Here is a 22,212-nt window from a genome sequence, read left to right on the forward strand (position 1 = left end):
ATCACGCTTCCTCCGTCAGGCGCGCGAGCAATTTTCGCAGTGCGATCGCGCGATGGCTGCTGGCGTTCTTCACTGCCGGATCGAGCTCGGCCGCCGTCGCGTTCAGTTCAGGCAGGAAGAAATGCGGGTCGTAGCCGAAACCATGTGCGCCGCGGGGCGCGTCGATGATCTCGCCTGGCCAGCGGCCCTCGGCAATCAGCGGCTCTGGGTCGTCGGCGTGACGCACGAGCGCAAGCACGCAGAAGTAGTAAGCGCGACGGTCGGCCTGGCCCTGCAGTTGCTCGACGAGGCGTGCATTGTTCGCGGCGTCGCTCTTCGGCCCACCCGCGAGTTGCGCGTAGCGCGCCGAATAGACGCCCGGTGCGCCGCGCAGCGCGCGCACGCACAGTCCGGAATCGTCGGCCAGCGCCGGCAGGCCGGTGATCTTCGCCGCATGACGGGCCTTCGTCAGCGCATTCTCGACGAAAGTCGGATAGGGCTCTTCCGCTTCGGGCACATTGAGCGTGCCCTGCGGGATCAGTTCGATGCCGGCCGCGTCGAGCAACGCCGCAAACTCGCGCAGCTTGCCCGCGTTGTTCGAGGCCAGCACCACTTTTCCAAGCGACGCGGTCATTGCCTTTCCCGCGTCGGAAGCCGGGAGAGCTGCGCCGCCGGCGATGTCGCGATCACTCACCCTTCAACCCCAGCGCTTCTTTCTGTTTCGCCACTAGGGTGTTGATGCCGTCGCGAGCGAGATCGAGCAGCGAGTTCATCTCGTCGCGCGAGAACGGTGTGCCTTCAGCCGTGCCCTGGATCTCGACGAACCCGCCCGCGCCCGTCATCACGACATTCATATCGGTGTCGCACTTCGAGTCTTCGTCGTAGTCGAGATCGAGCACCGGTAGGCCGTTGTAGACGCCCACCGAAATCGCCGCCACGAAGTCCGTGATCGGCGAGGTTTCGATGCGGCCGCTGGTTAGCAGCTTGGTCACCGCATCGTGCGCGGCGACAAAGGCACCCGTGATGCTCGCCGTGCGAGTGCCGCCGTCGGCCTGGATCACGTCGCAATCGAGATTCATGGTGCGTTGGCCGAGTTTCTCGAGATCGAACACCGAGCGCAGCGCGCGGCCGATCAGCCTCTGGATTTCCTGGGTGCGGCCGGTCTGTTTGCCGCGTGCGGCTTCGCGGTCGTTGCGGGTGTTGGTGGCGCGCGGCAGCATGCCGTATTCGGCCGTCAGCCAGCCTTGACCGCGATCGCGCAGGAAGCCGGGGACGGTCTCCGCCACGCTCGCCGTGCAGATCACCTTGGTGTCGCCGAATTCGACCAGCACCGAGCCCTCCGCATGCTTCGTATAGTGACGCGTGATGCGCACATCGCGCAGCTGATCGGCGCGGCGGCCGCTGGGGCGGCCTTTGGAAAATGCGGTGGTGTCGTTCATCGTTCGGGGTCTGGGTGGGGTAGGCGGGAGGGAAACGCTAATTTTACCGCCGATCGTAAGGGGCGGTTCCGTGTCTGCTCCGGCGTGTGTCGCAGAGAGGCCAGATCCAGGTATGGCGGGGCGTTCCGCCAAAGATGGGATAATGCCGTTTCCACGCCCCGCGTCTCGTACACGCCGGGCGATTCGACTCTTTCGGCCATCCCGTCAGCGGCATGGCCTCATCGCGAGACAAATGATGATCTACAGCATGACTGGCTATGCGAGCGCCACGCGCGAACTCGCGGCGAATACCGGCAATGGTGGCGTGAGCGTATCGGTCGAACTGCGCACGGTGAACTCGCGCTTTCTCGATCTGAACTTCCGGATGCCGGAAGACGTGCGCGTCTGCGAGCCGGTCCTGCGCGAAATGCTGATGAACAAGCTCTCGCGCGGCAAGGTCGATATTCGTATCAATCTGCAGCGTAGCGAACAGTCGGCCAACGCTGGAGCGATCAATCATGACGCTCTGAGCCAGCTCGCGCTGCTGGAACGCGCGGTCGTCAACGCGTTTCCGGAAGCCGGCCGGCTGCGGACCGGCGAAATCCTGCGCTGGCCGGGTGTGCTCGCCGAAAGCGGTGTCCCCGCTGAAACGCTGCGCGATGCGGTGCTTGGGTGCGGCAAGCAGGCGATTACCGACCTGATCGACGTGCGCGGCCGCGAAGGCGCCCAACTGGGTACGATGCTGCTCGGCAACGTCACGGAGATGGAAACGATCGTTGCAAAGATCACGCCGCTGGTGCCGGAACTGATCACCAGGCATCAGCAGAAGATTGTCGAGCGCTTGCAGGAAGCCTTGGGCATTGCCGCGCCGGACACTGTGTCGACCAGCATCTCGCGTGAAGAGATCGCCGAGCGTATCCGGCAGGAAGTGACGATGTACGGCATCCGCATCGACATCACGGAAGAGTTGTCGCGGCTGACCGCCCACCTGAACGAAACGCGCCACGTGATCGAGAAGGGCGGCAAGGTCGGCAAACGCCTCGACTTCATGATGCAGGAGCTCAACCGCGAAGCGAACACGCTCGGTTCGAAGGCTGCTGCGAAAGAACTGGCGGATTCGTCGATGACCTTGAAGCTGCTCATCGAACAGATGCGCGAGCAGGTGCAGAATCTGGAGTAATCTTCGAGCCACTTTCGGATAACGATTGCAATGACCGACCACACACGCGAAAACAGCGCACCGCGCAATCCATACGCTGGGGCTTACCCTGGCAACCTGTTCATGGTGGTTGCGCCCTCGGGCGCGGGCAAATCGACGCTCGTCAATGCGCTGCTCGCGCGCGACGAGGCGATCCGCCTGTCCATCTCCTACACGACGCGCCCGCCGCGTCCGAAGGAGAAGGACGGTGAGCATTACCACTTCACGACGGTCGACGACTTTCTCAAGCGGCACGCCACGGGCGAGTTTCTCGAAAGCGCCGAGGTGCATGGCAACTACTATGCAACCTCGCGTCTGTGGATCGAAGAACAGATGAAAAGCGGCCATGACGTGCTGCTCGAAATCGACTGGCAGGGCGCGCAACAGGTGAAAAAACAGTTTCGCAATGCTGTCGAAATCTTTATTCTGCCGCCCTCGCTCGAAGCGCTGGAAGACCGTTTGAAAAAGCGCGGCCAGGATGAGCCAAACGTGATTACACGGCGGCTGCTGGCCGCCGGTAGCGAGATCGCGCACTCGGCTGAAGCCGAGTTCGTGGTGATCAACGAGAACTTCGACCGTGCGCTGGCGGAGTTGCAGTGTCTCGTAGCCTCAACGCGCTTGCGCTTCGCCTCGCAATACGCACGCCACACGGACCTTTTTGTGCAACTCGGCATCCACCTCCCGCACGCGTGACTGCGGCGAGGTATCGAGCACATAAGGTAGAATAAGCAACATACTGAGAAGGAATCCAACATGGCCCGCATTACCGTCGAAGACTGTCTGAAAATGATCCCGAATCGCTTCGAACTGGCACTTGCCGCAACGTATCGCGCACGCCAGCTCGCTCAAGGCCACACGCCGAAGATCGAAAGCCGCGACAAGCCCACCGTCGTCGCGCTGCGTGAGATCGCGGCTGGCCAGGTCGGCGTCGAAATGCTGAAGAAGGTACCGGTCTAAGGTACGTTCCATCCGTTTTCGATTGCCATGTAATTCACACACGCGTGCAGACCGGCGTCAAACCTGAACCTGATACGGAGGCGAATATGAGCACTACCCCCTCGCCCCCTGTCACGGAAGTGGAGAACGAAGTCCACGAGGGCGACTCACCGGCCTCGGCACGCAAGTACATCGACGCGGTCCTCGAACAATCGTTTCGCCATCTGTTCGGGCCGACCGCCACGCCGGAGCAGCCGCGCCGGCATGACGTCGTTTCGATCGCCAAGCTGACCTCTGCCTTGTCCGGCTATCTGTCGCCGGAAGAGATCAAGGACATCAAGGCGGCGTTCCACTTCAGCGACGAAGCCCACCTCGGGCAGTATCGCCAGAGCGGCGAGCCCTACATCACGCACCCGGTTGCTGTCGCGGAGATCTGCGCCAGCTGGAAGCTCGACGCCCAGTCGATCATGGCGGCGCTGCTGCATGACGTGATGGAAGACCAGGGCGTGACCAAAGCCGAACTCGCCGAGCGTTTCGGCGCCAAGGTCGCGGAACTGGTCGACGGCTTGTCCAAGCTCGACAAGATGGAGTTTCGTAATCGCGAGGAAGCGCAGGCGGAGAATTTCCGCAAGATGCTGCTCGCGATGGCGCGCGACGTGCGCGTGATTCTGGTGAAGCTGGCCGACCGGCTGCACAACATGCGCACCCTCGGCGCGGTGCCGCCGGAAAAGCGCCGCCGCGTGGCGCGCGAAACGCTGGATATCTACGCGCCAATCGCCCACCGGCTTGGCCTGAACAATACCTATCGCGAGCTGCAGGACCTGAGCTTCGCGAACTTCAACCCGCATCGTTACGCCACGCTCGAAAAAGCCGTCAAGGCGGCGCGCGGCAACCGGCGGGAAGTGGTCGGCAAGATTCTGGAGTCGGTGCAGCGCGCCATTGCGGACGCGAAGCTCGACGCCGAAGTCACCGGCCGCGAAAAAACCATCTTCAGCATCTACAAGAAGATGCGCGACAAGCAGTTGTCGTTCTCGCAAGTGCTGGACGTGTACGGCTTCCGCGTGGTGGTCGAGAGCGCGCTGGAGTGCTACACCTGCATCGGCGCGCTACATGCGCTCTACAAGCCGGTGCCGGGCAAGTTCAAGGACTACATCGCCATTCCGAAGGTGAACGGCTACCAGTCGCTGCATACCACCTTGGTTGGCCCGTTCGGTGCGCCGATCGAGTTCCAGGTGCGTACGCGCAAGATGCACGAGATCGCCGAAGCGGGCGTCGCCGCGCACTGGCTGTACAAGAACGGCGGTGCGGATCTGAACGACGTGCAGAAGCGCGCGCATCAGTGGCTCAAGTCGCTGCTCGATATCCAGAGCGAAGCGGGCGATTCGAGCGAATTCCTCGAGCATGTGAAGATCGATCTGTTCCCGGATGCGGTCTACGTGTTTACGCCGAAGTCGCGGATCATGGCGCTGCCGCGCGGCGCGACCGCGCTCGACTTTGCGTATTCGATCCACAGCGACCTGGGCAACCAGTGCGTTGCGGTGAAGATCAACAATGAGCTGCTGCCATTACGCACTGAGTTGAAGAGCGGCGATATCGTCGAAGTGATCACGGCGCCGTATTCAAAGCCGAATCCGGCGTGGCTCGGATTTGTGCGCAGCGGCAAGGCGCGCTCGGCTATCCGTCACTATCTGAAGACGATGCGGCTGAACGAGTCGGTGCAACTGGGCGAGCGGCTCGTCGATCAGGCGTTGAAGGGCTACGACCTCGCGCTTTCCGAGGTCACACCGGAAGCCTGGGAAAAGCTCGTGCAGTGGACCGGCAACAAGAGCCGTCAGGAAATTTTCGCGGATATCGGCCTTGGCCGGCGCGTGGCGGCGGTCATGGCCAAGCGCATCGAGGTGCTGATGAACGGGCACGATGCCGACGACGACAGCCCGCGCTCTGAGTCCGGCCACACGTCGCATGCGCCGCCGGTGGTGATCACGGGTACCGAAGGTATGTCCGTGCAGCTATCGGCCTGCTGCCGGCCGATTCCGGGCGACGACATCATGGGTTATATCGGCATCGGCCTCGGCATGGCTATTCACACCACCGACTGCCGGGTCGCCCAGCGCATTCACCGGCGCGATCCGGGCCGCTGGATCGACGTGGCTTGGGCACCGCAACCAGGCCGTCTGTTCGACGTGGCGGTGAAGGTGCTCGTCAAGAACACCAAGGGCGTGTTCGCCCGCGTGGCGGCGGATATCACGTCCGCAGACGCCAACATCGTCCACATTGCGATGGACGAAGACCTGTCGCAGGAATCCACGGTTTTGCGCTTCGTGATCCAGGTCAGCGACCGGGTGCATCTGGCCAACGTCATGCGCCGGGTTCGCACGAACCCGGACGTCATGCGCATCGCACGCGAACGGCCCAGCGAAGAAGGGCATCACCGTCACGATGGCGGGATGCGAATCGATCGCGAACGGGCCGATTATTGACGGCTTCTCCCGCTGCAATTCTGCAGCGCCGGTCTGAACACTCGGGCCAGATTCGGGTCTCACTCTGTTCTTGAGGGAGAGCGCAATGAACGTAGCTGACCTGAGCGGCATGGACCTCGACTATTGGGTCGCCCGCAGCCTGCACGACTTCGTGCGTGAAATCCACTTTACCGATGGCGGACAGACCGTCTCGATTCGCGGCGAGGAGCGCGGACGTCCATGGGACGGCCGGTTCACGCCCTCCACGTCATGGGAGGCGGCTGCGACCGTACTGGAGCGGACGCAGCGGCTCGAGGTGCGGGAGCACGTGAATCGTCAGCAGGCGCATTGCGTCGTGGACTTCGAAGGCGGCCACAGGACGGCGGAGGGGCGGGGCGACTCATTGCGCGTGGCGGTGCTGCGGGCGTTTGTGACCAGCCGGTTCGGCGATACCGTGGAAGATGTCTTGCAGCAGTCGCAGGCGCTCGACGGCCTCAAGGCGGAACTCATCAGCGAGGTAACGGCGGGTATGTCGCCCGAAGATATTCCGACGCCTGACGGGCAGATCGGCGACATTCAATCAGCGCCGCGGTGAAGCGCGAGTTGGGCAGGACAGGGGAGATTGTCACCACTGTTGTCCATCGTGCCAACCTGTGTGAGCGGCCTTAAGGCGCCGGTCCGCGCATGGCTGCGAGTGTCACGATGGATGCGGCGCACTTCAACGCCGTTAACCCATCAACGCAAAAACAAAGGGCCTTCCATATGGAAGGCCCTTCATGAGTGGTGCGGCTGGCAGGATTCGAACCCACGACCCCTTGGTTCGTAGCCAAGTACTCTATCCAACTGAGCTACAGCCGCACGGCAAACTGGATACAACGAAAAACCGGGTGAAACAAAAGGGCCTCCCCGGAGGAAGGCCCTCGAAATAAGTGGTGCGGCTGGCAGGATTCGAACCCACGACCCCTTGGTTCGTAGCCAAGTACTCTATCCAACTGAGCTACAGCCGCACGCAGAAACGAGATTATAGCAAAGGTATCAAAAAAGGGAAGCGTGAAACGGCGATTTGTCTGGTTGCCCTGATCGTGTAACCTTGATGGGCAGGGTTTGCTGCAGTCTATGGAAGATCATGAACAAGGCCTTTGTTAAAGAATCGAGCGAAGAGAGTGACGACGATCTCGACGCCGCGCAACCTGCGATCCCAGCCGGTGCGAAAAACTACATTACCCCCGCCGGTTACCGGCGGCTGCGCGATGAGCTGCTGCATCTGATCGACGAGGAGCGTCCGGAGGTCGTGAAACTGGTCTCGTGGGCGGCCTCGAACGGCGACCGTTCCGAAAACGGCGATTACATCTACGGAAAGCGGCGGTTGCGCGAAATCGACCGGCGCATCCGGTTTCTGACCAAACGCCTTGATCTGGCGGAGATTGTGGATAGCAGCAAGCAGGAAAACATCGACCAGGTGTTTTTCGGTGCGACCGTCGACTATGCGACCGCGGATGGCGAGGTGCACACGGTGACGATCGTCGGTGTCGACGAGGTCGATCTGGACCACGGACGGGTGAGCTGGATTTCGCCCGTGGCGCGGGCGCTGGTGAAGGCCAGGATCGGCGATCAGGTGACGTTGCACACTCCCGCGGGCCCAGAGCCGATCGACATCATCGACGTGGCGTACCCACCGCCGGATGAAGGCGGTTAATCGCTGCGCCAGGCGGTGCGGGCACGTACTACCTTCAAGTCACAGGTGACAAAAAAAGGCGCCGCAAGCGGCGCCTTTCAGTACTTCTACTACCGGATGCTTTAGAAGCGGGTACGCAGACCTGCCGTCACAGCAACCTGGTTGTTGTTGCCCGAAGCGGTCAGACCATTGATGTCTGCGTTCAGGCCCGAGCCGTCCTGGCTCACGTGTTGATATTCGCCTTGCAGGTACACGTCGGTACGCTTCGACAGGGAGTACGAAGCTTGCGCGTTGACCTGGTTCCACTTCGGATTCGCGCCGTCGATGCTCGATTGCGTGAACGTGTAGCCAGCAGCCAGGCTCAGAGCCGGCGTCAGCTGGTAACGGCCGTTCACTTCGAAGTTCTGGAAGTGACCGCTGGTCGCGCCGAGCGGAACCGTTGCCGACGTACCTGCCGAACCCGCAGCGATGCCTGCGAAGTCGTTCAGGTTGGTTTGCGTGTACACGAAGGCTGCCGTTGCCGGGCCGAATGCGTAGCTGATGCCAGCACCGAACGTACGCTGACGACCTGCCAGCAGCGTGTTGTCGCCGTCGACTGCGCCGGCGGTGTTCGTGATTGCGCCGAGAGCACCAACGTTGTTATTCAGTTGCAGGTACGCAGCTGCAACATTCAGGCCGCCGTAGTTATACGAACCGCCCACGCTGTAAGCGCGGTTGTTCGAGAACTCGCCAGCTGCGTTCGAGAAGCCATACAGGCCGCCGAACTTGAAGCCGCCGTAGTTCGCGCTCTGGAACTTGACCGAGTTGTCGACGCGGAACGAGTTGTCGAGGTTGTCGTTGTCGAACGGGTGAGCCGTGAACGTGCCACCGTATTGCGTGCCCGTCAGTGCCAGCGGTCCGAGATAGTCCACAACGCTGTCATATTGACGGCCAAGGGTCACGGCGCCGAACTGGTCGCTTGCCAGACCAACGAATGCCTGGCGGCCGAACAGACGACCGTCCTGGCGGAGCGTGCCGTTCATGACGTTAAAGCCGTTTTCCAACGTGAAGATTGCCTTCAGACCGCCACCGAGGTCTTCAGAGCCGCGCAGGCCCCAACGGCTCGTGTTGACCGCGCCGTCCGTTGCTTGCCAGTTGGAATGACCATTCTGGTTGTTCGTGTAGGTGATGCCTGCATCGATCAAACCATACAGCGTAACGCTGCTTTGCGCGTGCGCTGCAGTAGCAAAAACGCCCGTGAGGGCCGCGACCATGAGTGTCTTTTTCATCTTTGTAAACTCCGAGAACAGGATGGGTTTTGGAAACCCAGGCTTCGAGGAAACGTCACGCGTACGCTGCGAGAGGCGATGGTCTGCGTGAGTGCGCACGATGCAAGCGGCGCGCTTGTTTCCGGACAGGCAGAGTGTAAGGACGTGGTCGCCCAGCGGACCTTCCGATTTGCGCAATAAAGTATTACTTGACGCGCAATTATTGGCGATGTTTGTCAAAGCCTTATTGGAGAAGGCTTTGCGTGGATACAACGGGTGGGGAGAGGGTGTGTCAACAGTCGTGCGTTGTTCAATTGCTACACCAAATGATGCGCAAAAACAACGAGAAAAGAATGAAAATCAAGATTGTTGCGGGACGAGCAATACATGATTGTCCATCGCACCGGCAATGTTTCGAAGCGCGAGCTGTATACTGGCTTTTCTGCTTTTCGAAGCGGACTTTTTCGTTGACGAAAAAGATCTCCAAACCTTTGTCGGCGCGACTTCCCAGTCGCGCTTTTTTTTTGCCTATGTTTTCCGTGAGCCGGTTCTAGCGGATATCGGTAGCGAGGACGCCCGGCAGAGATTCGAAATCAGTAACCACGCTCCAGTCTTCCATTACGTAATGGCGGGCATCCATTGGGGAAGACAACAGGTTTTGCCAGTGATCGCCATGCCACATGGGATCAAAGTCGAAGGCCGACTCTGCCGGCTGTCTGGCCCTGTCCGCGGGCGCCTTGTGGAGCGAGCGGCTCATCCAGGCGGTAAAGCGATGGAGTTCGTTCAGCAGCATGACTATCTCCTTTACATACTTCCAAGACCATCATGAGGCGACCGGTTTACTGGAACAACCCGGACAAACACTTACGAAAGACATACTCTGTTACAAATTCAGGGAAAAATTCCCTCTTTATGCTGGGAGGGGAGTTATCAAGTAAAACTGACGTGCCGGATATTCGGTTGTTACTTAATATGCGCGCGTTCGTTGCATCCAGTCAGGTGTCGTTTCGTTATTGTTTCAGCTTATAAGCCTCTATTAAAAATTTTCTTGACGGCTGATCTTTCTTCCCCGTATAACGGCAATGCTGAATTTTCGATTAGAAGACGTGATGGCATATCGCTACCACGTACCTCGATAAGGTCGTATCGTAATCGGCGTGAGGGCATTGCCCGTCTTAATCAAATCTAGAGGGAAATTGGAATATGGAAACCGGTATCGTAAAATGGTTCAACGATGCTAAGGGCTTTGGCTTCATCACATCGGACTCGGGTGGCGACGATCTGTTCGCGCACTTCTCGGAAATTCGCGCCGAAGGTTTCAAATCGCTCAAGGAAAACCAGCGGGTTTCCTTCGAAGTGAAGACGGGCCCGAAGGGTAAGCAGGCAGCGAACATCCAGCCGCTGTAAGCCGTGCGGGCCACGCCAACCGCGCGGCCGCAAGCACTGCATCGTAGAGCAGGAAAGCCCTCGCATTGCCGGGGGCTTTTTTATTGGTGATGTTTGATACGGGTTTATTCCTATTTTAATTCCTGCTCGGGCGTATCTCGGTGACTGCAGAGGGCTTAAGGCAGTATATGCGTGGCCGATATTGCCCCTGAGTGAAGCGCACGCGTTCTGTTACGTCGATTTACCCAGGGTTTTCGAGTATAAAAATGGCCGGCCTTTCCGTGTTCGAGTCATAAAAACATAATGTTGCCACGACGTCCAGATTCGCTAAAGACTGCCACCGCACCGCGTACCGCTCCCTCAGCCCCGCATTAAAGCGGCCAGACCGCGCGCATGCCGGTGCGCCAACTGATGCATACTTGCAGCAAGCCACGTATCGAACCCTATCCTTGCCCATGTCAGAACAGTTTTTGCAGAATCCCGCGATCGATTTGCCGATAGCGTTCGTCGACCTTGAGACCACAGGCGGATCGACCGGGGAACATCGCATCACCGAAGTGGGCGTCGTCGAAGTAGGTCCATTGGGCGTGTCCCGCTGGAGCACGCTGGTCGATCCGCAGCAAAGCATTCCGCCCTTTATCCAGCAACTCACGGGTATCACCGATGCGATGGTGCGTGGTGCTCCCACCTTCGATTCAATTGCTCCCGCCCTGTTCGCGCGCCTCGAGGGAAAGCTGTTTATTGCCCACAACGCGAGTTTCGATCGTGGCTTCCTGCGCAGCGAGTTTCGCCGCGCGGGACTGGCGTTCAATCCGGATGTACTGTGCACCGTGCGTCTGTCGCGCGCACTCTTTCCGGCAGAAAAGCGCCACGGACTCGACGCACTCGTCGAGCGGCACGCACTGGTACCGTCCGACCGGCACCGTGCGCTGGCCGATGCCGACCTCCTGTGGCAGTTCTGGCAGCGTCTGCATGGGCTGGTCCCGCTCGAGGTGTTGCGCACGCAGATCGACCGCACGTTGCGACGTTACCGGCTGGCGGGCGAAATCACGGAAGACCTGCTCGATACGGCGCCGGCCGGTTGCGGCGTCTATGTGTTCTACGGAGAGGACGATGTGCCGCTCTATGTCGGCCGCAGCGTGCGGGTCCGGCAACGCTTGCGCTCGCATCTGAGCGGCGAGCGCCGCTCGTCGAAGGACATGCGGCTCGCGCAGCAGGTGCGGCGCGTCGAGTGGCTGGCGACCGGCGGCGAGTTGGGGGCGATGCTGGCGGAGGCTCAATGGATCGCAACGCTGCGTCCGGGACAGAACCGCGTGCCGCGGGTCGCGAAAAGCGACCCTGTCGATGCGCCGTGGCCGTTCGACGGACCTATCGTTTTCGAGGAGCGCGACGCGGAGTTGCAAGCCCGCGCCTTTCACGTGGTCGACCGCTGGCGCTACGTCGGTCACGCCCCCTCGCTCGCCCAGGCGGCAAGCCTGCATGCGTCGAGCGTCGCGGGTTCGTTTGAACTTTCGACTTACCGGATCCTGCAGTCGCATCTCGCGCGCGGCCTGCGGGTCATGCCGCTTGGGTTGCCCATCGCGGCAAGTGCAGCGAGCGTCGCCTAGCCCGTCGCGCCAACCCCGCCGGATTCACACACGTGACCGAGCGCGTGGGTGAGTGCGCCCGAGCGGGCGGAGTCATAGCGGGTCAATGAGTTCCAGTTCGCAATACCCTGCGCCACGCGCGACGGGCAGTCTTGGGCCGTACGTAGCGTTTGCACACGTGCGAGCCCGGCGATCATCGACTTGGTCAACCGGTCGAGCTGGGGCCGGGTGCTGGTCGCGAGGTCGGGAGGAGCCCCCTCAGGCGGGCGCGTGCTGCGCCAGGTGGCGAACAGGGCGTTCTGCATTTCCTTGCTGGCGTCAATCTGATCCTGGAAGAATGCTCGTGCAAACTCAGGGTCGACCTGCGCGGCGGCCGCCCGCTTGGCAACATCGTCGAGTAAAGCGGCTTCGCGCGGTGCATCGGTGATGGCCTGATGGTTTGCCCACTTCCAGCGCGCGACAGGCTCAGCAAGAGCCAGTCGTTGAGACACGAGCGAAATCAGATTGGTCAGGGCGGTGTCGTCGCTGTCTGCATGAACGAGGCGCGGCGATAGAGTCAATGCGGCGCACAGCGCGAGCGCACACAGTACACCGCTACGATACAAACGATTCATGAGAGGGGCGACCGGGCAGTCGAGGGAGAAAAGCCTGAAGAATAAATGATGCGGCGGTAAAGCGACGGGTATTAAGCGGGAGACGTGCGCGAACATGGCGCTGAGCTGATTGATCCGGCGCGTACCAATGAGTCAATACAACCTGCTGCGGCCTGCAAAATGTGCGCGCGTGCACTCGCCAGTCACGCACGGTGTGCGTGTCCCCGATGCTGCAGCGCGCCAGCTAACTCTTACTTCGGCTCGCACGACTTGCGTTGTTCGTCGAAGAACGCGCGAACATGCTCAGGCAGTTCGGCGCCCAGGAACTCAACGCCAGCAGGTTCCGGATCCGGACTAAAGACTTTATCCGGGGTCGGAATCTTGGGCGGTTTGGCATCCATGATTTTTCTCCTGTACCAACTGATTATCTGCCGCGGTCCCCAATCTGCACTAGTGCCGCAAAGCGTTAACACTGTTTTTCAACGCTTGTCTGTTGCTTTAACGGCACAGCATCACTTTGCTTGAACTCGTTTGAATAAAATTTAAGGCCTGCGCTGCATTTTTACGAACGGTCGCGCTTATTTGAATCTGCCGCCCTGCACGGCCTTGTACCGCCTGCCACTGCTCACTGGCGACGACGTCGCCCTGCTATGTCCGAGCTTTCTCATTGCTGCATTGCAGCGCCTGCGTGTGTCGTCGTTTTTCGCGTATTTCCGACCGGGCCCTTTAGCGTTACGTAGCCTTTACCGCAGAAACGGCGTAAAGGTGTCTGTCACGCAGAATGGTTATCGAGGCCTTTAAGCGATCGGATTCGCTGCAGTGCACATACGCCAGGAAACGTCACCGATTGTTTCAACCATCCCTCATTTTTTGTTAACGACGGGTTACGTGATTTCGTTGACGTCTTTGACGTTCTTTTACGTATGCATATGAAATGACGAAAGCACACCGCGTCCGTTTGGAGGCGGTGTGCGTGGGTCAGATGTGATGCCGTGGAATGGGCAATGCCCGGGTGTACGCGACCAGCTCAAGCTGTACGACGTGAATGACCTTCTTGCAGGCCCGTTGTGTGAGCGAAAGCGGGGCGGATAGACGGAGAGTTTCCGTCGCCCTCTACGTCAGCGGCAGACGTGCACTCGATGGTGGTGATGCCAGACCCAATGACAATGATGGTGATGGTCATAGTCAGCGAACGCCGGCATTGCCGCGCATAGCGTTGTCACTGCAACGAGGATTGTCGCGCCGATCTTCTTCATAGATACATCTCCCGAGAGTTAGAGACGAAAGCATAGCAGTTTGTGTGCCTTAAACGTCCGCGCTATCCGTCGTGTGGCGCGCATCTATGTGTTTCGCCGAAGCGTCCGGGGTGAAGCAGTTTGAGCAGCATGTTTTGACACGCGCTCACGATTGTCAGATTTGCGAGAAAAGTGATTTCGAAACTTAGGTATTTACCCTGGGTTTATCGACTCTTAGACTGTATTCACCTGCTGCACACAAACCTGTCTGCGGCGCTGTGTAAAACAAATTCTGGAGGTTTAATCATGAACTCGATCATCAAGGCTGTTGCCATCGCTGTCGTTCTTTCCGCTCCGGTCGCTTCATTCGCTCAATCGAACCAACCTGTGACCCGTGCAGAGGTGCGCAGTCAACTGGTTCAACTTGAAAAGGCCGGCTATAACCCAGCGTCGGCTGACAATGCCACTTACCCGGCTGACCTGCAGGCTGCAGAGGCGCGCGTTGCTGCAGAGAATGGTTCGACGAGCGGTGTTGGTGGTGTGGTTAGCGGTTCGTCGGAATCGGGCGCTGCTGCAGTCTCGACATTCACAGGCCAACGCTCGATTTACGCCGGTCACTAAATCACTGTAGTGACGTTGTTCTGGGGTCTGGGCCGGACGGTGACGTCTGCCCACCCCAGCAGGTTTCGTTGGAAATGGTTCGTAAAACGTGTAAGTGACATCGAAACCTAAAGCGAGGTTGTGCGTCCTACACTGAAGTTGCCTCTAGCGAGAGGTGCTTTCATGGACATATCTCCCTTGTCAAACCCGCCGTTGCACCGGCGGGTTTTTTTGTGTCCTGACGTCGCGCTGTCGGTCGTGGCAATCGTGACTGTAGTGGATGATTCAGCGGCGCATGACACTTCCGCCAAACGTATTTCCACCGGGCGAACCTGCGCTGAAAGAGCCCGAGCCGGATGTACTCGCGTCGAATGCGCCTGAGTTGAAGCTGGTGCCACTGGCATCGATTGAATCCGGATTCGGCAAGCCCCGGGCAGCTCGGCGAGCATAGACGCCGCGCGGATCGGCTGCGACCTTTTTGTAGGTATCCTCATGATCCCAGCGCGGCGTGCTGCCGTAGACATAGCCCTGATTCACCTGCACCAGCACGCCGATTGAAGGATTGCAGCCGAGGCCGACGGCGATGGTTTCGTTCGTAAATGCGCCCATGTTGCTGACGCCCATTCCGACCGCGCCTCCTACATGCACTGCGTCGCACTGATTCGCCGCAAACACGACTGTGTCGCTCGGGATCGCAACGTCAACGAACTCGGTTCCGCCGACTAGCACGGTCACGAGCTTGCCCGCAGCCAAGGTCCCGTTCTGAACCTGGCCCGTCTTGACAAAGTCGACCTGGAGCGCGAAGCCGGTTAAGTGTTTCGCGTCTTTCGGCAGGGGGACTTTGTAAGGGGCCAGGCGCGGGCCGTCGTCTATGCCGGCAAAATTTCCGCCGCTGGCGGTGATACGCATGCCGACGCCAGCGATGTTGGTGCTATATACGCCCGCGAAATCGGCCACAGGAGCCGGCGCCATCGCCAACTGGGCCTCGCGCGTGTTCGATGCCCCGCTGCAGACAAATGGAATATCTTGTGACGCCGCGACGCGCACCGACCCGATCGTCGCACCTACTGGCAGGCTTGGCGAGACAGCGATATTCGTCGAAGGAAGCGTGAGATCAAGAGGCTGACTGGCGCTGCTGGAAACGCAATTCGCATGCGCGGATTGGGCGCCACCTAAGCAGATCGCGCCGAGGACCGGCAGGGATAGAAAAAATCGAAAACAAAGCCGGATGTCTGCTCGCATCTCTCTCACCTGGTAGCCGCCCGAGTTCTATTCTGAGGCGATTGTACGGATCTGAAATGCGGTCGACGACGCCGGCTTCTTACTGAATCTGACAGCCGTGCGGGATGGGGAAGCTACCCGAGTGTCACTTTCGCGTCCTCGCCGAGAGGCGTCTCATCGCTATAATTGAGGCTTTCCCTATACAACCCCATGCAAATAGGCGGCCTTTCTTTGGCATCTGGCGCTGCCCTCGTCATCGCCATAGCGTTCGCGGTTGCAGCCTGTTTGGTCCGCTTCGGCTTCTTCAAGTCCGTGGTAGAGGGGGAAATCTCCGCCAACAGATTTCATGCGATCGACGGCCTGCGCGGTTATCTGGCATTGGGCGTTTTGTTGCACCACGTCGTGATTAACGAGCAGTTCTATCGGACGGGAACTTGGGAGTTGACGCCGTCGCGATTAAACACTTTTGTTGGACGCGGTTCCGTCGCCTTCTTCTTCATGATCACAGCGCTCCTTTTCTGGGGGCGAGTTATCGAAGGCGACGGCAGGATCGACACCTTGAAGCTTTATGTGTCTCGTGTCCGTCGTCTCGTGCCGATGTACCTTGCGAGTGCGGGACTTCTCATTGCCACTGCTTTGGCGCTGACACATTTTCGCATTTCAGCGCCGCTTGCCGATCTGGTCTCGCAGATAACGTCCTGGTTGCTATTCACCATACCTGGCATGCCCGACATCAATGGGCTCAAGCAGACCAGTCTGATAAACACGGTCTTTTGGTCGCTCGTATACGAGTGGAGGTTCTATCTGATCCTGCCGTTCGCGGCCGCCATCGCTTCTGTTAGTCGCGCGTGGGCTGTGGCTGTTGGCGCAGGACTGTGCATAGCGCTATTTTCAGCGACTCAGATCGAGTGGTTTTTCATTGGTGGATGCGTCGCGGCCTATTTTGTCCGCGTTAAGGCCGTGCAGGAATTGAGTGTGGGACCAACGGGCTCGTTCGTTGCGCTTGCCTGCATCGCCACTACCGCGCTGTATCAACCGCTCACGTATTCGCCGCTCGCCGCCGCATTGCTCTTTGTTCCTTTTCTTATTTTCGCAGCAGGCAATTCACTATTCGGGTTGCTAACCTGTCGTCCCGCGCGGCTTCTGGGCCTCCTCAGTTACAGCGTCTACCTGCTCCATAACTGGGTGTTGTATCTCGTTTCCCGTATGGTCAACCACTACACGGCGGTCGCGGGCTTGTCGCCCGTACGTTATTGGGCGCTTGCCGTCCCCGTCGTGCTGGCGACCGTCACCTTATCCGCCCTCACATATCGTTTCGTCGAATATCCCTGGATAGGTGGCATAGGGAAGGAAAATCGCCTCCGCCGATGGCGGCGCGTGCATTGAACAGATATTGTCCCAGCGCGAATCAACGACCACGCGAATTTCGACCGGTCAGTTCAATTGTCTATGGCGTAAGGTTGGGCCTGCGTGGCTTGTGCTGGTTGACTGAATCTGGCTGCATAGCGGTTACGTGCGCCCCAGAAAGCAAAAAGCCCAGTCGCAATGACTGGGCTAAGTGCTTGAATCTGTTGGTGCCGGAAAGAGGAATCGAACCCCCGACCTTCGCATTACGAATGCGCTGCTCTACCGTCTGAGCTATTCCGGCATCAGGAGAAACGAGATTATAGGGACTTTATTGACGCCTTGGCAAGCCCCCGGGTTCAACTTTTTGTTTCGAGATGGTAGCGGGTTACGCGGTCTACCTCGTTCTTCGAGCCGAGGAACACGGCCACCCGTTCGTGCAGGCTTTTCGGAACAATATCCAGAATGCGCTTCTCGCCGTTGGTTGCCGCGCCGCCTGCCTGTTCGACGATGAACGCCATCGGATTGGCCTCGTACATCAGGCGCAGCTTGCCTGGCTTGTCCGGGGAGCGCTTGTCCGCCGGGTACATGAAGATGCCGCCGCGATTCAGGATACGGTGCACATCGGCGACCATCGATGCGATCCAGCGCATATTGAAGTCTTCCTGACGCGAGCCGTCCTTGCCGGCCTTCAGTTCATCGATGTACTGATGGACAGCCGGGTACCAGTGGCGCTCGTTCGACGCGTTGATCGCGTATTCACGCGTTTCGACCGGAATGGTCATGTCGCTTTGCGTGAGTACCCACGAACCCAGCTCGCGGTCGAGCGTAAAGCAGTTCACGCCGTTGCCGGTGGTCAGCACCAGCACGGTTTGCGGACCGTAGACGGCGTAGCCGGCGGCGACCTGCTGCGTGCCTGGTTGCAGGAACGACTGTTCAGTCGGCTGCTGGCCGTCCGGGCAGCGCAACACCGAGAAGATAGTGCCGATCGACACGTTCACGTCGATGTTCGACGAGCCATCCAGCGGATCGAACACCAGCAGATATTCGCCCTTCGGATAGTTGGCCGGAATTGGCGAGAACTTCTCCATTTCTTCGGACGCCATGCCGGCCAGATTGCCGCCCCATTCGTTCGCTTCAAGCAGGATTTCGTTCGACAGGATGTCGAGATTTTTCTGCACCTCGCCCTGGACGTTCTCGCTGCCGGCGGTGCCGAGCGCGTCGCCCAGCGCGCCCTTGCTGACGTGGTAGCTGATCGCCTTGCAAGCCCGTGCGACGACTTCGATCAGCAGGCGTAGATCTGCCGGCAGGTTGTTGGTTTCGCGCTGCTGCTCGATCAGATACTTCGTGAGAGTGGTACGACGTTGCAAAGCCATTGCAGTACTCCGGTAAGGCGAAGGAATCCCGTGATTTTACCCGCTCGCTGTGTCTTTCCTGTGCCACAGAAAAATTTGAGGCGGAATGCACGTGCTGCACCAGCACACACCACCGCGGTAGCAGGCGCCCAGCCGGTCCGGAAAGGCGAGGGAGTGCTGGCGTCGACCCCGAATCTCAGGCTTTGCGCGCTGCCTTCACAGCGGCAACGTTGCTGACCATGCTGGCGGCGTGGCTGACCGCGCGTGCGTGGCCACGCGGCATACCCGGCAGTTTCGGCCTCCGTGCGCGGGCGAGCGGTTCGATCTCGTTGGCGATCTGCTCGCCGGCTGCCTCAGTGGCGATGCGCAGGTCGTAGGCGATTTGCAGATTGAGCCAGAACTGCGCGCTTGCGCCGAAATAACGGCCAAGCCGCAGCGCGGTATCTGCCGAGATTGCGCGCTTGCCGAGCACCACGTCGTTGATGCGCGGCGTAGGCACACGCAGCGCTTTTGCCAGAGCGTTGACCGACATGCCGAGCGGATCGAGAAACTCGATGCGCAGGATCTCGCCCGGATGGACAGACGCGATTTGCTCGCCAGTTTCGATGTCCGAAAAGTCGGTGCTTTCCAGCTCGGAGCGTTTGATGACCATGCTGGTCTCCCAATCAATCAGTGATAATCGACGACCTCGACATTCAGCGCCTCGCCATCCACGAAGTGGAAGCAGATGCGCCACTGCGCGTTGATGCGGATGCTCCATTGCCCGCTGCGTAGCCCTTGCAGCGCCTCCAGCCGATTGCCGGGCGGCGTGTACAGGTCTTCAACCGAAACCGCGGCGTCGATCATGAGCAGCTTGCGATGCGCGGCGGACTGAATTTGCGTGGGTAACGAACGGACGAAGCCGCCTCTAAATAACAGTGCTGTAGCCTTGTTGCCGAATGTCGTAATCATAGGGATGATATAACGCCTCGCGTTAAACGTAAACCGTTAAATGAACGGGTTTACTTTCACCCCGGCGGCCCAACAAAAACAGTCGTCCGAATGGCCAACGTCTGTGTAGGACCAACTCCTACGGACTTTGCGGACGAAAAAAAGCCGGCCACATGTGCCGGCTTTCTCCTGCCTGAAAGTACCCAGGCAGATCAGGCGAGCGCCTTCTCAACGATCTCGCGCACGTCGCGCGATTTCACCTGTGCCGCTACTTTCTCCAGGGCTGCGCGCATGCCGTCGCGCAACTTCGGCGTGAAGCGACGCCACAGTTCGAGCGAGCGGGCGAGGCGCGCGGCGACCTGCGGATTCAGCGCGTCGAGCGCGATGACCTGCTCGGCCCAGAACGCGTAACCCGAGCTGTCTTCGGCGTGGAACTGTGCCGGGTTGGCCGCGCAGAAACTGAAAATCAGCGAGCGGGCGCGGTTCGGATTTTTCAACGTGAACGCCGGATGAGTCATCAGCTTGCGCACGATCTCGATCACCGGACGTTGTGCGTTGCCGCGCTGGGTGGCCTGCAGGGCGAACCACTTGTCGATGACAAGCGGTTCCTTCTCGAAGCGGCGATAGAAGTCGTCGAGCGCTTCCTGCGCCTGCGTGCCGCCGCCGGCCGCTGCAGCGTTGAGCAACGCGGACAGCGCGGCCGAGCGATCGGTCATGTTATTTGCAGCGGCATACTGCGCCGAGGCGAGGCGCACGGCTTCGGCCGGATCGTCCAGTTCGGCAAGATAGGACAGCGCAAGATTCTTCAACGCACGATGTCCGCTTGCCTTCGGCGTGGCTTCGTACTCGCCCGGCGTATGGTGCTGTTCGTACACCGCGAGCCATTCGTTCCTGAGCGCCGTGGCGAGGCGCTTGCGTACGAACTGGCGGGCAGCATGCACTGCAGCCGGATTCGACTCGGACATCTGCTCGGCCAGATACGCTTCGGATGGCAGAATCAGCGCCAGCTCACGGAACGCCGGCGAGAGCGATTCGTCGGTCAGCACGCGTGCGAACGCGGCGACGATCGAATCGTCTAGTTGCAACGGCGCGCCGGTCGCGGCACGCCCGGCTAGCGCGAGCAACTCGCGCGTCGCCAGTCGCTGACCGGCTTCCCAGCGGTTGAAAGGGTCGCTGTCGTGGGCGAGCAGGAAGGCGAGTTCGTCGGCCTTATAGTCGTATTCGACAATCACCGGTGCCGAGAAATTGCGCAGCAGCGAAGGCAGCGGCTTTTCGGCCACATCGACGAACGTGAAGGTCTGCTCGGTCTCGGTAAATTCGAGGACACGCGTAGTGCCCGGCGCCGCGCTCGCTTCGCCCTCGAGCCGCAGCGGCAGATCCGCACCGTCCTTGCCGATCAGGCCGATCGCAAACGGGATCAGCAGCGCACCCTTTTGCGTCTCGCGGGCGGCCGGCGCAGCGTCGCCGTAGCCTTGCGTGAGCGTCACGCGGTAGGTGCGAGCCGCAGCGTCGTACGCAGTCTTGACAGCCACACGCGGCGTGCCGGCCTGGCTATACCAGCGTTCGAATTGGGCAAGGTCGCGCCCGTTCGCGTCCGCCATCGCATGACGGAAGTCGTCGCAGGTCACGGCCTGGCCGTCGTGGCGCTTGAAGTACAGGTCCATGCCCTTGCGGAAGCCATCGCGGCCGAACAGCGTCTGATACATCCGCACGACTTCCGAGCCCTTCTCGTACACCGTCATCGTGTAGAAGTTGTTGATCTCGACGTAGCTTTCCGGGCGTACCGGATGCGCCATCGGACCCGCGTCTTCGGCGAACTGCATCTGGCGCAGCACGCGCACGTCTTCGATGCGCTTGGTGGCGCGCGCGGCTTCGTCGTGACCGTTGTGACCGCCCGCCATGTCTGCCGAGAACTCCTGGTCGCGGAACACCGTCAGGCCTTCCTTCAGGCTCAACTGGAACCAGTCGCGGCAGGTCACACGGTTGCCGGTCCAGTTGTGGAAGTACTCGTGGCCCACCACCGCTTCGATGTTGGCGAAGTCGGTGTCGGTCGCGGTTTCCGGGTTCGCCAGCACGTACTTCGTGTTGAAGATGTTGAGCCCTTTGTTCTCCATCGCGCCCATGTTGAAGTCGCTCACGGCGACGATCATGAAGCGGTCCAGGTCGAGTTCCAGCCCGAAGCGCTCTTCGTCCCAGCGGATCGAATGGATCAGCGAATCCATGGCGTGACGGGTCTTGTCCAGGTCGTGCGGTTCGACCCACACCTGCAGCAATTTCTCTGCGCCGGAGCCGCTCTTCACGCGTTCTTCGATGCACACCAGCTTGCCTGCTACCAGTGCGAACAGGTAGCAGGGCTTGCGGAACGGATCTTCCCAGCGGGCGAAATGGCGGCCGTCGGGCAGATCGCCTTCCTCGAGCAGATTGCCGTTCGACAGCAGCACCGGATACGCAGACTTGTCCGCGCGCAGCGTGACCGTGTAGGTCGCCATCACGTCCGGCCGGTCGAGGAAATAGGTAATGCCGTGAAAGCCCTCTGCCTCGCACTGGGTAAAGAAGTTGCCGCTGGACACGTACAGGCCCGAGAGCGTAGTGTTTTCAACGGGTTTGCAGATGCTCGTGATCGTCAGTTCGAAGCTGTCCGGTACGTTCTCGACGGTCAGCCCGTGTTCCGCCGGACGCACCGCGGTATATGGCGCGCCGTCGATGGCCGCGCTGACGAACTCGAGTCGTTCGCCGATCAGTTCGAGATGTGTCGCGTGCGCGGCGTCCGGATTGCGGCGCAGGCGCATCGTGTTTTTGACGACTGTGCGTTCGGGCACGAGATCGAACTCAAGTGCCACGGTATCGATCAGGAAGGCGGGCGGCGCGTAGTCGGCGCGACGGATCACAGGGGGCGTTGCGGTATCAGCCATGGCGGTTTGTAAGAATAAGATATTGAGCCGGCGGCGCATCCAGTACGCACCGGTATGTCAGCCATTGTACAAAGAAAGCTCGGGCCGCTCTGCGGGTCGAACTTTTTGTCTCGGGGCCAGGTCAGCGTATGATCGGGC

Annotated in this window: 21 protein-coding genes and 3 tRNA genes; 10 read left to right on the forward strand and 14 right to left on the reverse strand. The window is 60.0% G+C overall.

Annotation, left to right across the window (positions count from 1 at the left end):
- Position 1: 1 nt before the first annotated feature.
- Together rdgB and rph are read right to left on the reverse strand one after the other, a co-directional pair.
- Complete coding sequence (gene rdgB, locus P3T20_RS11620; protein ID WP_429286934.1) at positions 2 to 613, reverse strand: RdgB/HAM1 family non-canonical purine NTP pyrophosphatase; 612 nt, start codon at positions 611 to 613, stop codon at positions 2 to 4.
- Positions 614 to 665: 52 nt separating this feature from the next.
- Positions 666 to 1,418 carry a ribonuclease PH gene (gene rph / locus P3T20_RS11625; RefSeq protein ID WP_429286935.1) on the reverse strand — a complete coding sequence of 251 codons (753 nt, stop codon included), beginning with the start codon at positions 1,416 to 1,418 and terminating at the stop codon, positions 666 to 668.
- A gap of 235 nt (positions 1,419 to 1,653) precedes the next feature.
- Between rph and P3T20_RS11630 the strand changes: the two genes are divergently transcribed.
- The 5 genes from P3T20_RS11630 (at position 1,654) to P3T20_RS11650 (ending at position 6,585) form a co-directional block, all read left to right on the forward strand.
- Complete coding sequence (locus P3T20_RS11630) at positions 1,654 to 2,577, forward strand: YicC/YloC family endoribonuclease (RefSeq protein ID WP_429286985.1); 924 nt, start codon at positions 1,654 to 1,656, stop codon at positions 2,575 to 2,577.
- A 30-nt stretch (positions 2,578 to 2,607) separates the two neighbouring features.
- Complete coding sequence (gene gmk / locus P3T20_RS11635) at positions 2,608 to 3,288, forward strand: guanylate kinase (protein WP_074263670.1); 681 nt, start codon at positions 2,608 to 2,610, stop codon at positions 3,286 to 3,288.
- A 60-nt stretch (positions 3,289 to 3,348) separates the two neighbouring features.
- Positions 3,349 to 3,552: a DNA-directed RNA polymerase subunit omega gene (gene rpoZ, locus P3T20_RS11640; RefSeq protein WP_031359151.1), complete on the forward strand. Its 204-nt coding sequence runs from the start codon at positions 3,349 to 3,351 to the stop codon at positions 3,550 to 3,552.
- An 86-nt stretch (positions 3,553 to 3,638) separates the two neighbouring features.
- Complete coding sequence (locus P3T20_RS11645) at positions 3,639 to 6,011, forward strand: RelA/SpoT family protein (RefSeq protein WP_074263671.1); 2,373 nt, start codon at positions 3,639 to 3,641, stop codon at positions 6,009 to 6,011.
- Between the two features lie 85 nt (positions 6,012 to 6,096).
- On the forward strand, positions 6,097 to 6,585 hold the full coding sequence (locus tag P3T20_RS11650; protein ID WP_429286936.1) for a phage protein NinX family protein: 489 nt from the start codon (positions 6,097 to 6,099) through the stop codon (positions 6,583 to 6,585).
- 186 nt (positions 6,586 to 6,771) lie between these two features.
- Here P3T20_RS11650 and P3T20_RS11655 read toward each other — a convergent pair.
- Together P3T20_RS11655 and P3T20_RS11660 are read right to left on the reverse strand one after the other, a co-directional pair.
- A tRNA-Arg gene (locus P3T20_RS11655) sits at positions 6,772 to 6,848 on the reverse strand.
- Between the two features lie 72 nt (positions 6,849 to 6,920).
- Positions 6,921 to 6,997, reverse strand: a tRNA-Arg gene (locus tag P3T20_RS11660).
- A 119-nt stretch (positions 6,998 to 7,116) separates the two neighbouring features.
- Here P3T20_RS11660 and greB point away from each other — a divergent pair.
- Positions 7,117 to 7,686, forward strand: coding sequence for a transcription elongation factor GreB (gene greB, locus P3T20_RS11665; protein WP_429286937.1), 570 nt, complete (start codon positions 7,117 to 7,119; stop codon positions 7,684 to 7,686).
- 101 nt (positions 7,687 to 7,787) lie between these two features.
- On the opposite strand, the gene P3T20_RS11670 is transcribed toward greB, so the two are convergent.
- A complete protein-coding gene (locus P3T20_RS11670; protein ID WP_429286938.1) occupies positions 7,788 to 8,933 on the reverse strand; it encodes a porin in 1,146 nt (381 codons plus the stop codon).
- A 529-nt stretch (positions 8,934 to 9,462) separates the two neighbouring features.
- A complete protein-coding gene (locus tag P3T20_RS11675) occupies positions 9,463 to 9,705 on the reverse strand; it encodes a hypothetical protein (protein WP_074263675.1) in 243 nt (80 codons plus the stop codon).
- A gap of 410 nt (positions 9,706 to 10,115) precedes the next feature.
- Between P3T20_RS11675 and P3T20_RS11680 the strand changes: the two genes are divergently transcribed.
- Positions 10,116 to 10,319 carry a cold-shock protein gene (locus P3T20_RS11680; protein ID WP_074263676.1) on the forward strand — a complete coding sequence of 68 codons (204 nt, stop codon included), beginning with the start codon at positions 10,116 to 10,118 and terminating at the stop codon, positions 10,317 to 10,319.
- A 434-nt stretch (positions 10,320 to 10,753) separates the two neighbouring features.
- Positions 10,754 to 11,905, forward strand: coding sequence for an exonuclease domain-containing protein (locus P3T20_RS11685; RefSeq protein ID WP_429286939.1), 1,152 nt, complete (start codon positions 10,754 to 10,756; stop codon positions 11,903 to 11,905).
- On the opposite strand, the gene P3T20_RS11690 is transcribed toward P3T20_RS11685, so the two are convergent.
- Positions 11,902 to 12,498 (reverse strand): chorismate mutase, encoded by a 597-nt coding sequence (locus tag P3T20_RS11690; RefSeq protein ID WP_429286940.1) that lies wholly within the window; start codon positions 12,496 to 12,498, stop codon positions 11,902 to 11,904. The two genes, P3T20_RS11685 and P3T20_RS11690, sit on opposite strands and share 4 nt — an antisense overlap.
- Positions 12,499 to 12,728: 230 nt before the next feature.
- Positions 12,729 to 12,878 (reverse strand): hypothetical protein, encoded by a 150-nt coding sequence (locus tag P3T20_RS11695; protein ID WP_166660758.1) that lies wholly within the window; start codon positions 12,876 to 12,878, stop codon positions 12,729 to 12,731.
- Between the two features lie 1,140 nt (positions 12,879 to 14,018).
- Here P3T20_RS11695 and P3T20_RS11700 point away from each other — a divergent pair.
- A complete protein-coding gene (locus tag P3T20_RS11700; protein ID WP_074263679.1) occupies positions 14,019 to 14,333 on the forward strand; it encodes a DUF4148 domain-containing protein in 315 nt (104 codons plus the stop codon).
- 264 nt (positions 14,334 to 14,597) lie between these two features.
- Here P3T20_RS11700 and P3T20_RS11705 read toward each other — a convergent pair whose 3' ends face one another.
- Entirely contained in the window at positions 14,598 to 15,554 is a 957-nt protein-coding gene (locus P3T20_RS11705; RefSeq protein ID WP_429286941.1) for a hypothetical protein, read from the reverse strand.
- Positions 15,555 to 15,764: 210 nt separating this feature from the next.
- Between P3T20_RS11705 and P3T20_RS11710 the strand changes: the two genes are divergently transcribed.
- The gene (locus tag P3T20_RS11710) at positions 15,765 to 16,919 is read left to right on the forward strand and encodes an acyltransferase family protein (RefSeq protein WP_429286942.1); all 1,155 of its coding nucleotides are present in this window, start codon (positions 15,765 to 15,767) and stop codon (positions 16,917 to 16,919) included.
- A gap of 186 nt (positions 16,920 to 17,105) precedes the next feature.
- On the opposite strand, the gene P3T20_RS11715 is transcribed toward P3T20_RS11710, so the two are convergent.
- The 5 genes from P3T20_RS11715 to pepN all read right to left on the reverse strand — a co-directional run bounded on the left by P3T20_RS11715 (position 17,106) and on the right by pepN (position 22,074).
- Positions 17,106 to 17,181: transfer RNA gene (locus tag P3T20_RS11715), tRNA-Thr, on the reverse strand.
- Positions 17,182 to 17,236: 55 nt separating this feature from the next.
- On the reverse strand, positions 17,237 to 18,253 hold the full coding sequence (locus P3T20_RS11720; protein ID WP_074263682.1) for a class 1 fructose-bisphosphatase: 1,017 nt from the start codon (positions 18,251 to 18,253) through the stop codon (positions 17,237 to 17,239).
- Between the two features lie 175 nt (positions 18,254 to 18,428).
- Positions 18,429 to 18,884 (reverse strand): HigA family addiction module antitoxin, encoded by a 456-nt coding sequence (locus P3T20_RS11725; protein ID WP_429286943.1) that lies wholly within the window; start codon positions 18,882 to 18,884, stop codon positions 18,429 to 18,431.
- Between the two features lie 17 nt (positions 18,885 to 18,901).
- Positions 18,902 to 19,183 (reverse strand): type II toxin-antitoxin system RelE/ParE family toxin, encoded by a 282-nt coding sequence (locus P3T20_RS11730; protein ID WP_429286944.1) that lies wholly within the window; start codon positions 19,181 to 19,183, stop codon positions 18,902 to 18,904.
- Between the two features lie 191 nt (positions 19,184 to 19,374).
- A complete protein-coding gene (gene pepN / locus P3T20_RS11735; RefSeq protein ID WP_429286945.1) occupies positions 19,375 to 22,074 on the reverse strand; it encodes an aminopeptidase N in 2,700 nt (899 codons plus the stop codon).
- Positions 22,075 to 22,212: the final 138 nt, after the last annotated feature.

Origin of the sequence: Paraburkholderia sp. GAS206C (assembly GCF_050435645.1) — a bacterium.
GTDB lineage: Bacteria > Pseudomonadota > Gammaproteobacteria > Burkholderiales > Burkholderiaceae > Paraburkholderia > Paraburkholderia phenazinium_B.

Excerpts from the sequence above, each read along its gene's own strand:
- rdgB (WP_429286934.1), bottom strand. The coding sequence starts at position 613 with ATGACCGCGTCGCTTGGAAAAGTGGTGCTGGCCTCGAACAACGCGGGC.
- rph (WP_429286935.1), bottom strand. The coding sequence starts at position 1,418 with ATGAACGACACCACCGCATTTTCCAAAGGCCGCCCCAGCGGCCGCCGC.
- P3T20_RS11630 (WP_429286985.1), top strand. The coding sequence starts at position 1,654 with ATGATCTACAGCATGACTGGCTATGCGAGCGCCACGCGCGAACTCGCG.
- gmk (WP_074263670.1), top strand. The coding sequence starts at position 2,608 with ATGACCGACCACACACGCGAAAACAGCGCACCGCGCAATCCATACGCT.
- rpoZ (WP_031359151.1), top strand. The coding sequence starts at position 3,349 with ATGGCCCGCATTACCGTCGAAGACTGTCTGAAAATGATCCCGAATCGC.
- P3T20_RS11645 (WP_074263671.1), top strand. The coding sequence starts at position 3,639 with ATGAGCACTACCCCCTCGCCCCCTGTCACGGAAGTGGAGAACGAAGTC.
- P3T20_RS11650 (WP_429286936.1), top strand. The coding sequence starts at position 6,097 with ATGAACGTAGCTGACCTGAGCGGCATGGACCTCGACTATTGGGTCGCC.
- greB (WP_429286937.1), top strand. The coding sequence starts at position 7,117 with ATGAACAAGGCCTTTGTTAAAGAATCGAGCGAAGAGAGTGACGACGAT.
- P3T20_RS11670 (WP_429286938.1), bottom strand. The coding sequence starts at position 8,933 with ATGAAAAAGACACTCATGGTCGCGGCCCTCACGGGCGTTTTTGCTACT.
- P3T20_RS11675 (WP_074263675.1), bottom strand. The coding sequence starts at position 9,705 with ATGCTGCTGAACGAACTCCATCGCTTTACCGCCTGGATGAGCCGCTCG.
- P3T20_RS11680 (WP_074263676.1), top strand. The coding sequence starts at position 10,116 with ATGGAAACCGGTATCGTAAAATGGTTCAACGATGCTAAGGGCTTTGGC.
- P3T20_RS11685 (WP_429286939.1), top strand. The coding sequence starts at position 10,754 with ATGTCAGAACAGTTTTTGCAGAATCCCGCGATCGATTTGCCGATAGCG.
- P3T20_RS11690 (WP_429286940.1), bottom strand. The coding sequence starts at position 12,498 with ATGAATCGTTTGTATCGTAGCGGTGTACTGTGTGCGCTCGCGCTGTGC.
- P3T20_RS11695 (WP_166660758.1), bottom strand. The coding sequence starts at position 12,878 with ATGGATGCCAAACCGCCCAAGATTCCGACCCCGGATAAAGTCTTTAGT.
- P3T20_RS11700 (WP_074263679.1), top strand. The coding sequence starts at position 14,019 with ATGAACTCGATCATCAAGGCTGTTGCCATCGCTGTCGTTCTTTCCGCT.
- P3T20_RS11705 (WP_429286941.1), bottom strand. The coding sequence starts at position 15,554 with ATGCGAGCAGACATCCGGCTTTGTTTTCGATTTTTTCTATCCCTGCCG.
- P3T20_RS11720 (WP_074263682.1), bottom strand. The coding sequence starts at position 18,253 with ATGGCTTTGCAACGTCGTACCACTCTCACGAAGTATCTGATCGAGCAG.
- P3T20_RS11725 (WP_429286943.1), bottom strand. The coding sequence starts at position 18,884 with ATGGTCATCAAACGCTCCGAGCTGGAAAGCACCGACTTTTCGGACATC.
- P3T20_RS11730 (WP_429286944.1), bottom strand. The coding sequence starts at position 19,183 with ATGATTACGACATTCGGCAACAAGGCTACAGCACTGTTATTTAGAGGC.
- pepN (WP_429286945.1), bottom strand. The coding sequence starts at position 22,074 with ATGGCTGATACCGCAACGCCCCCTGTGATCCGTCGCGCCGACTACGCG.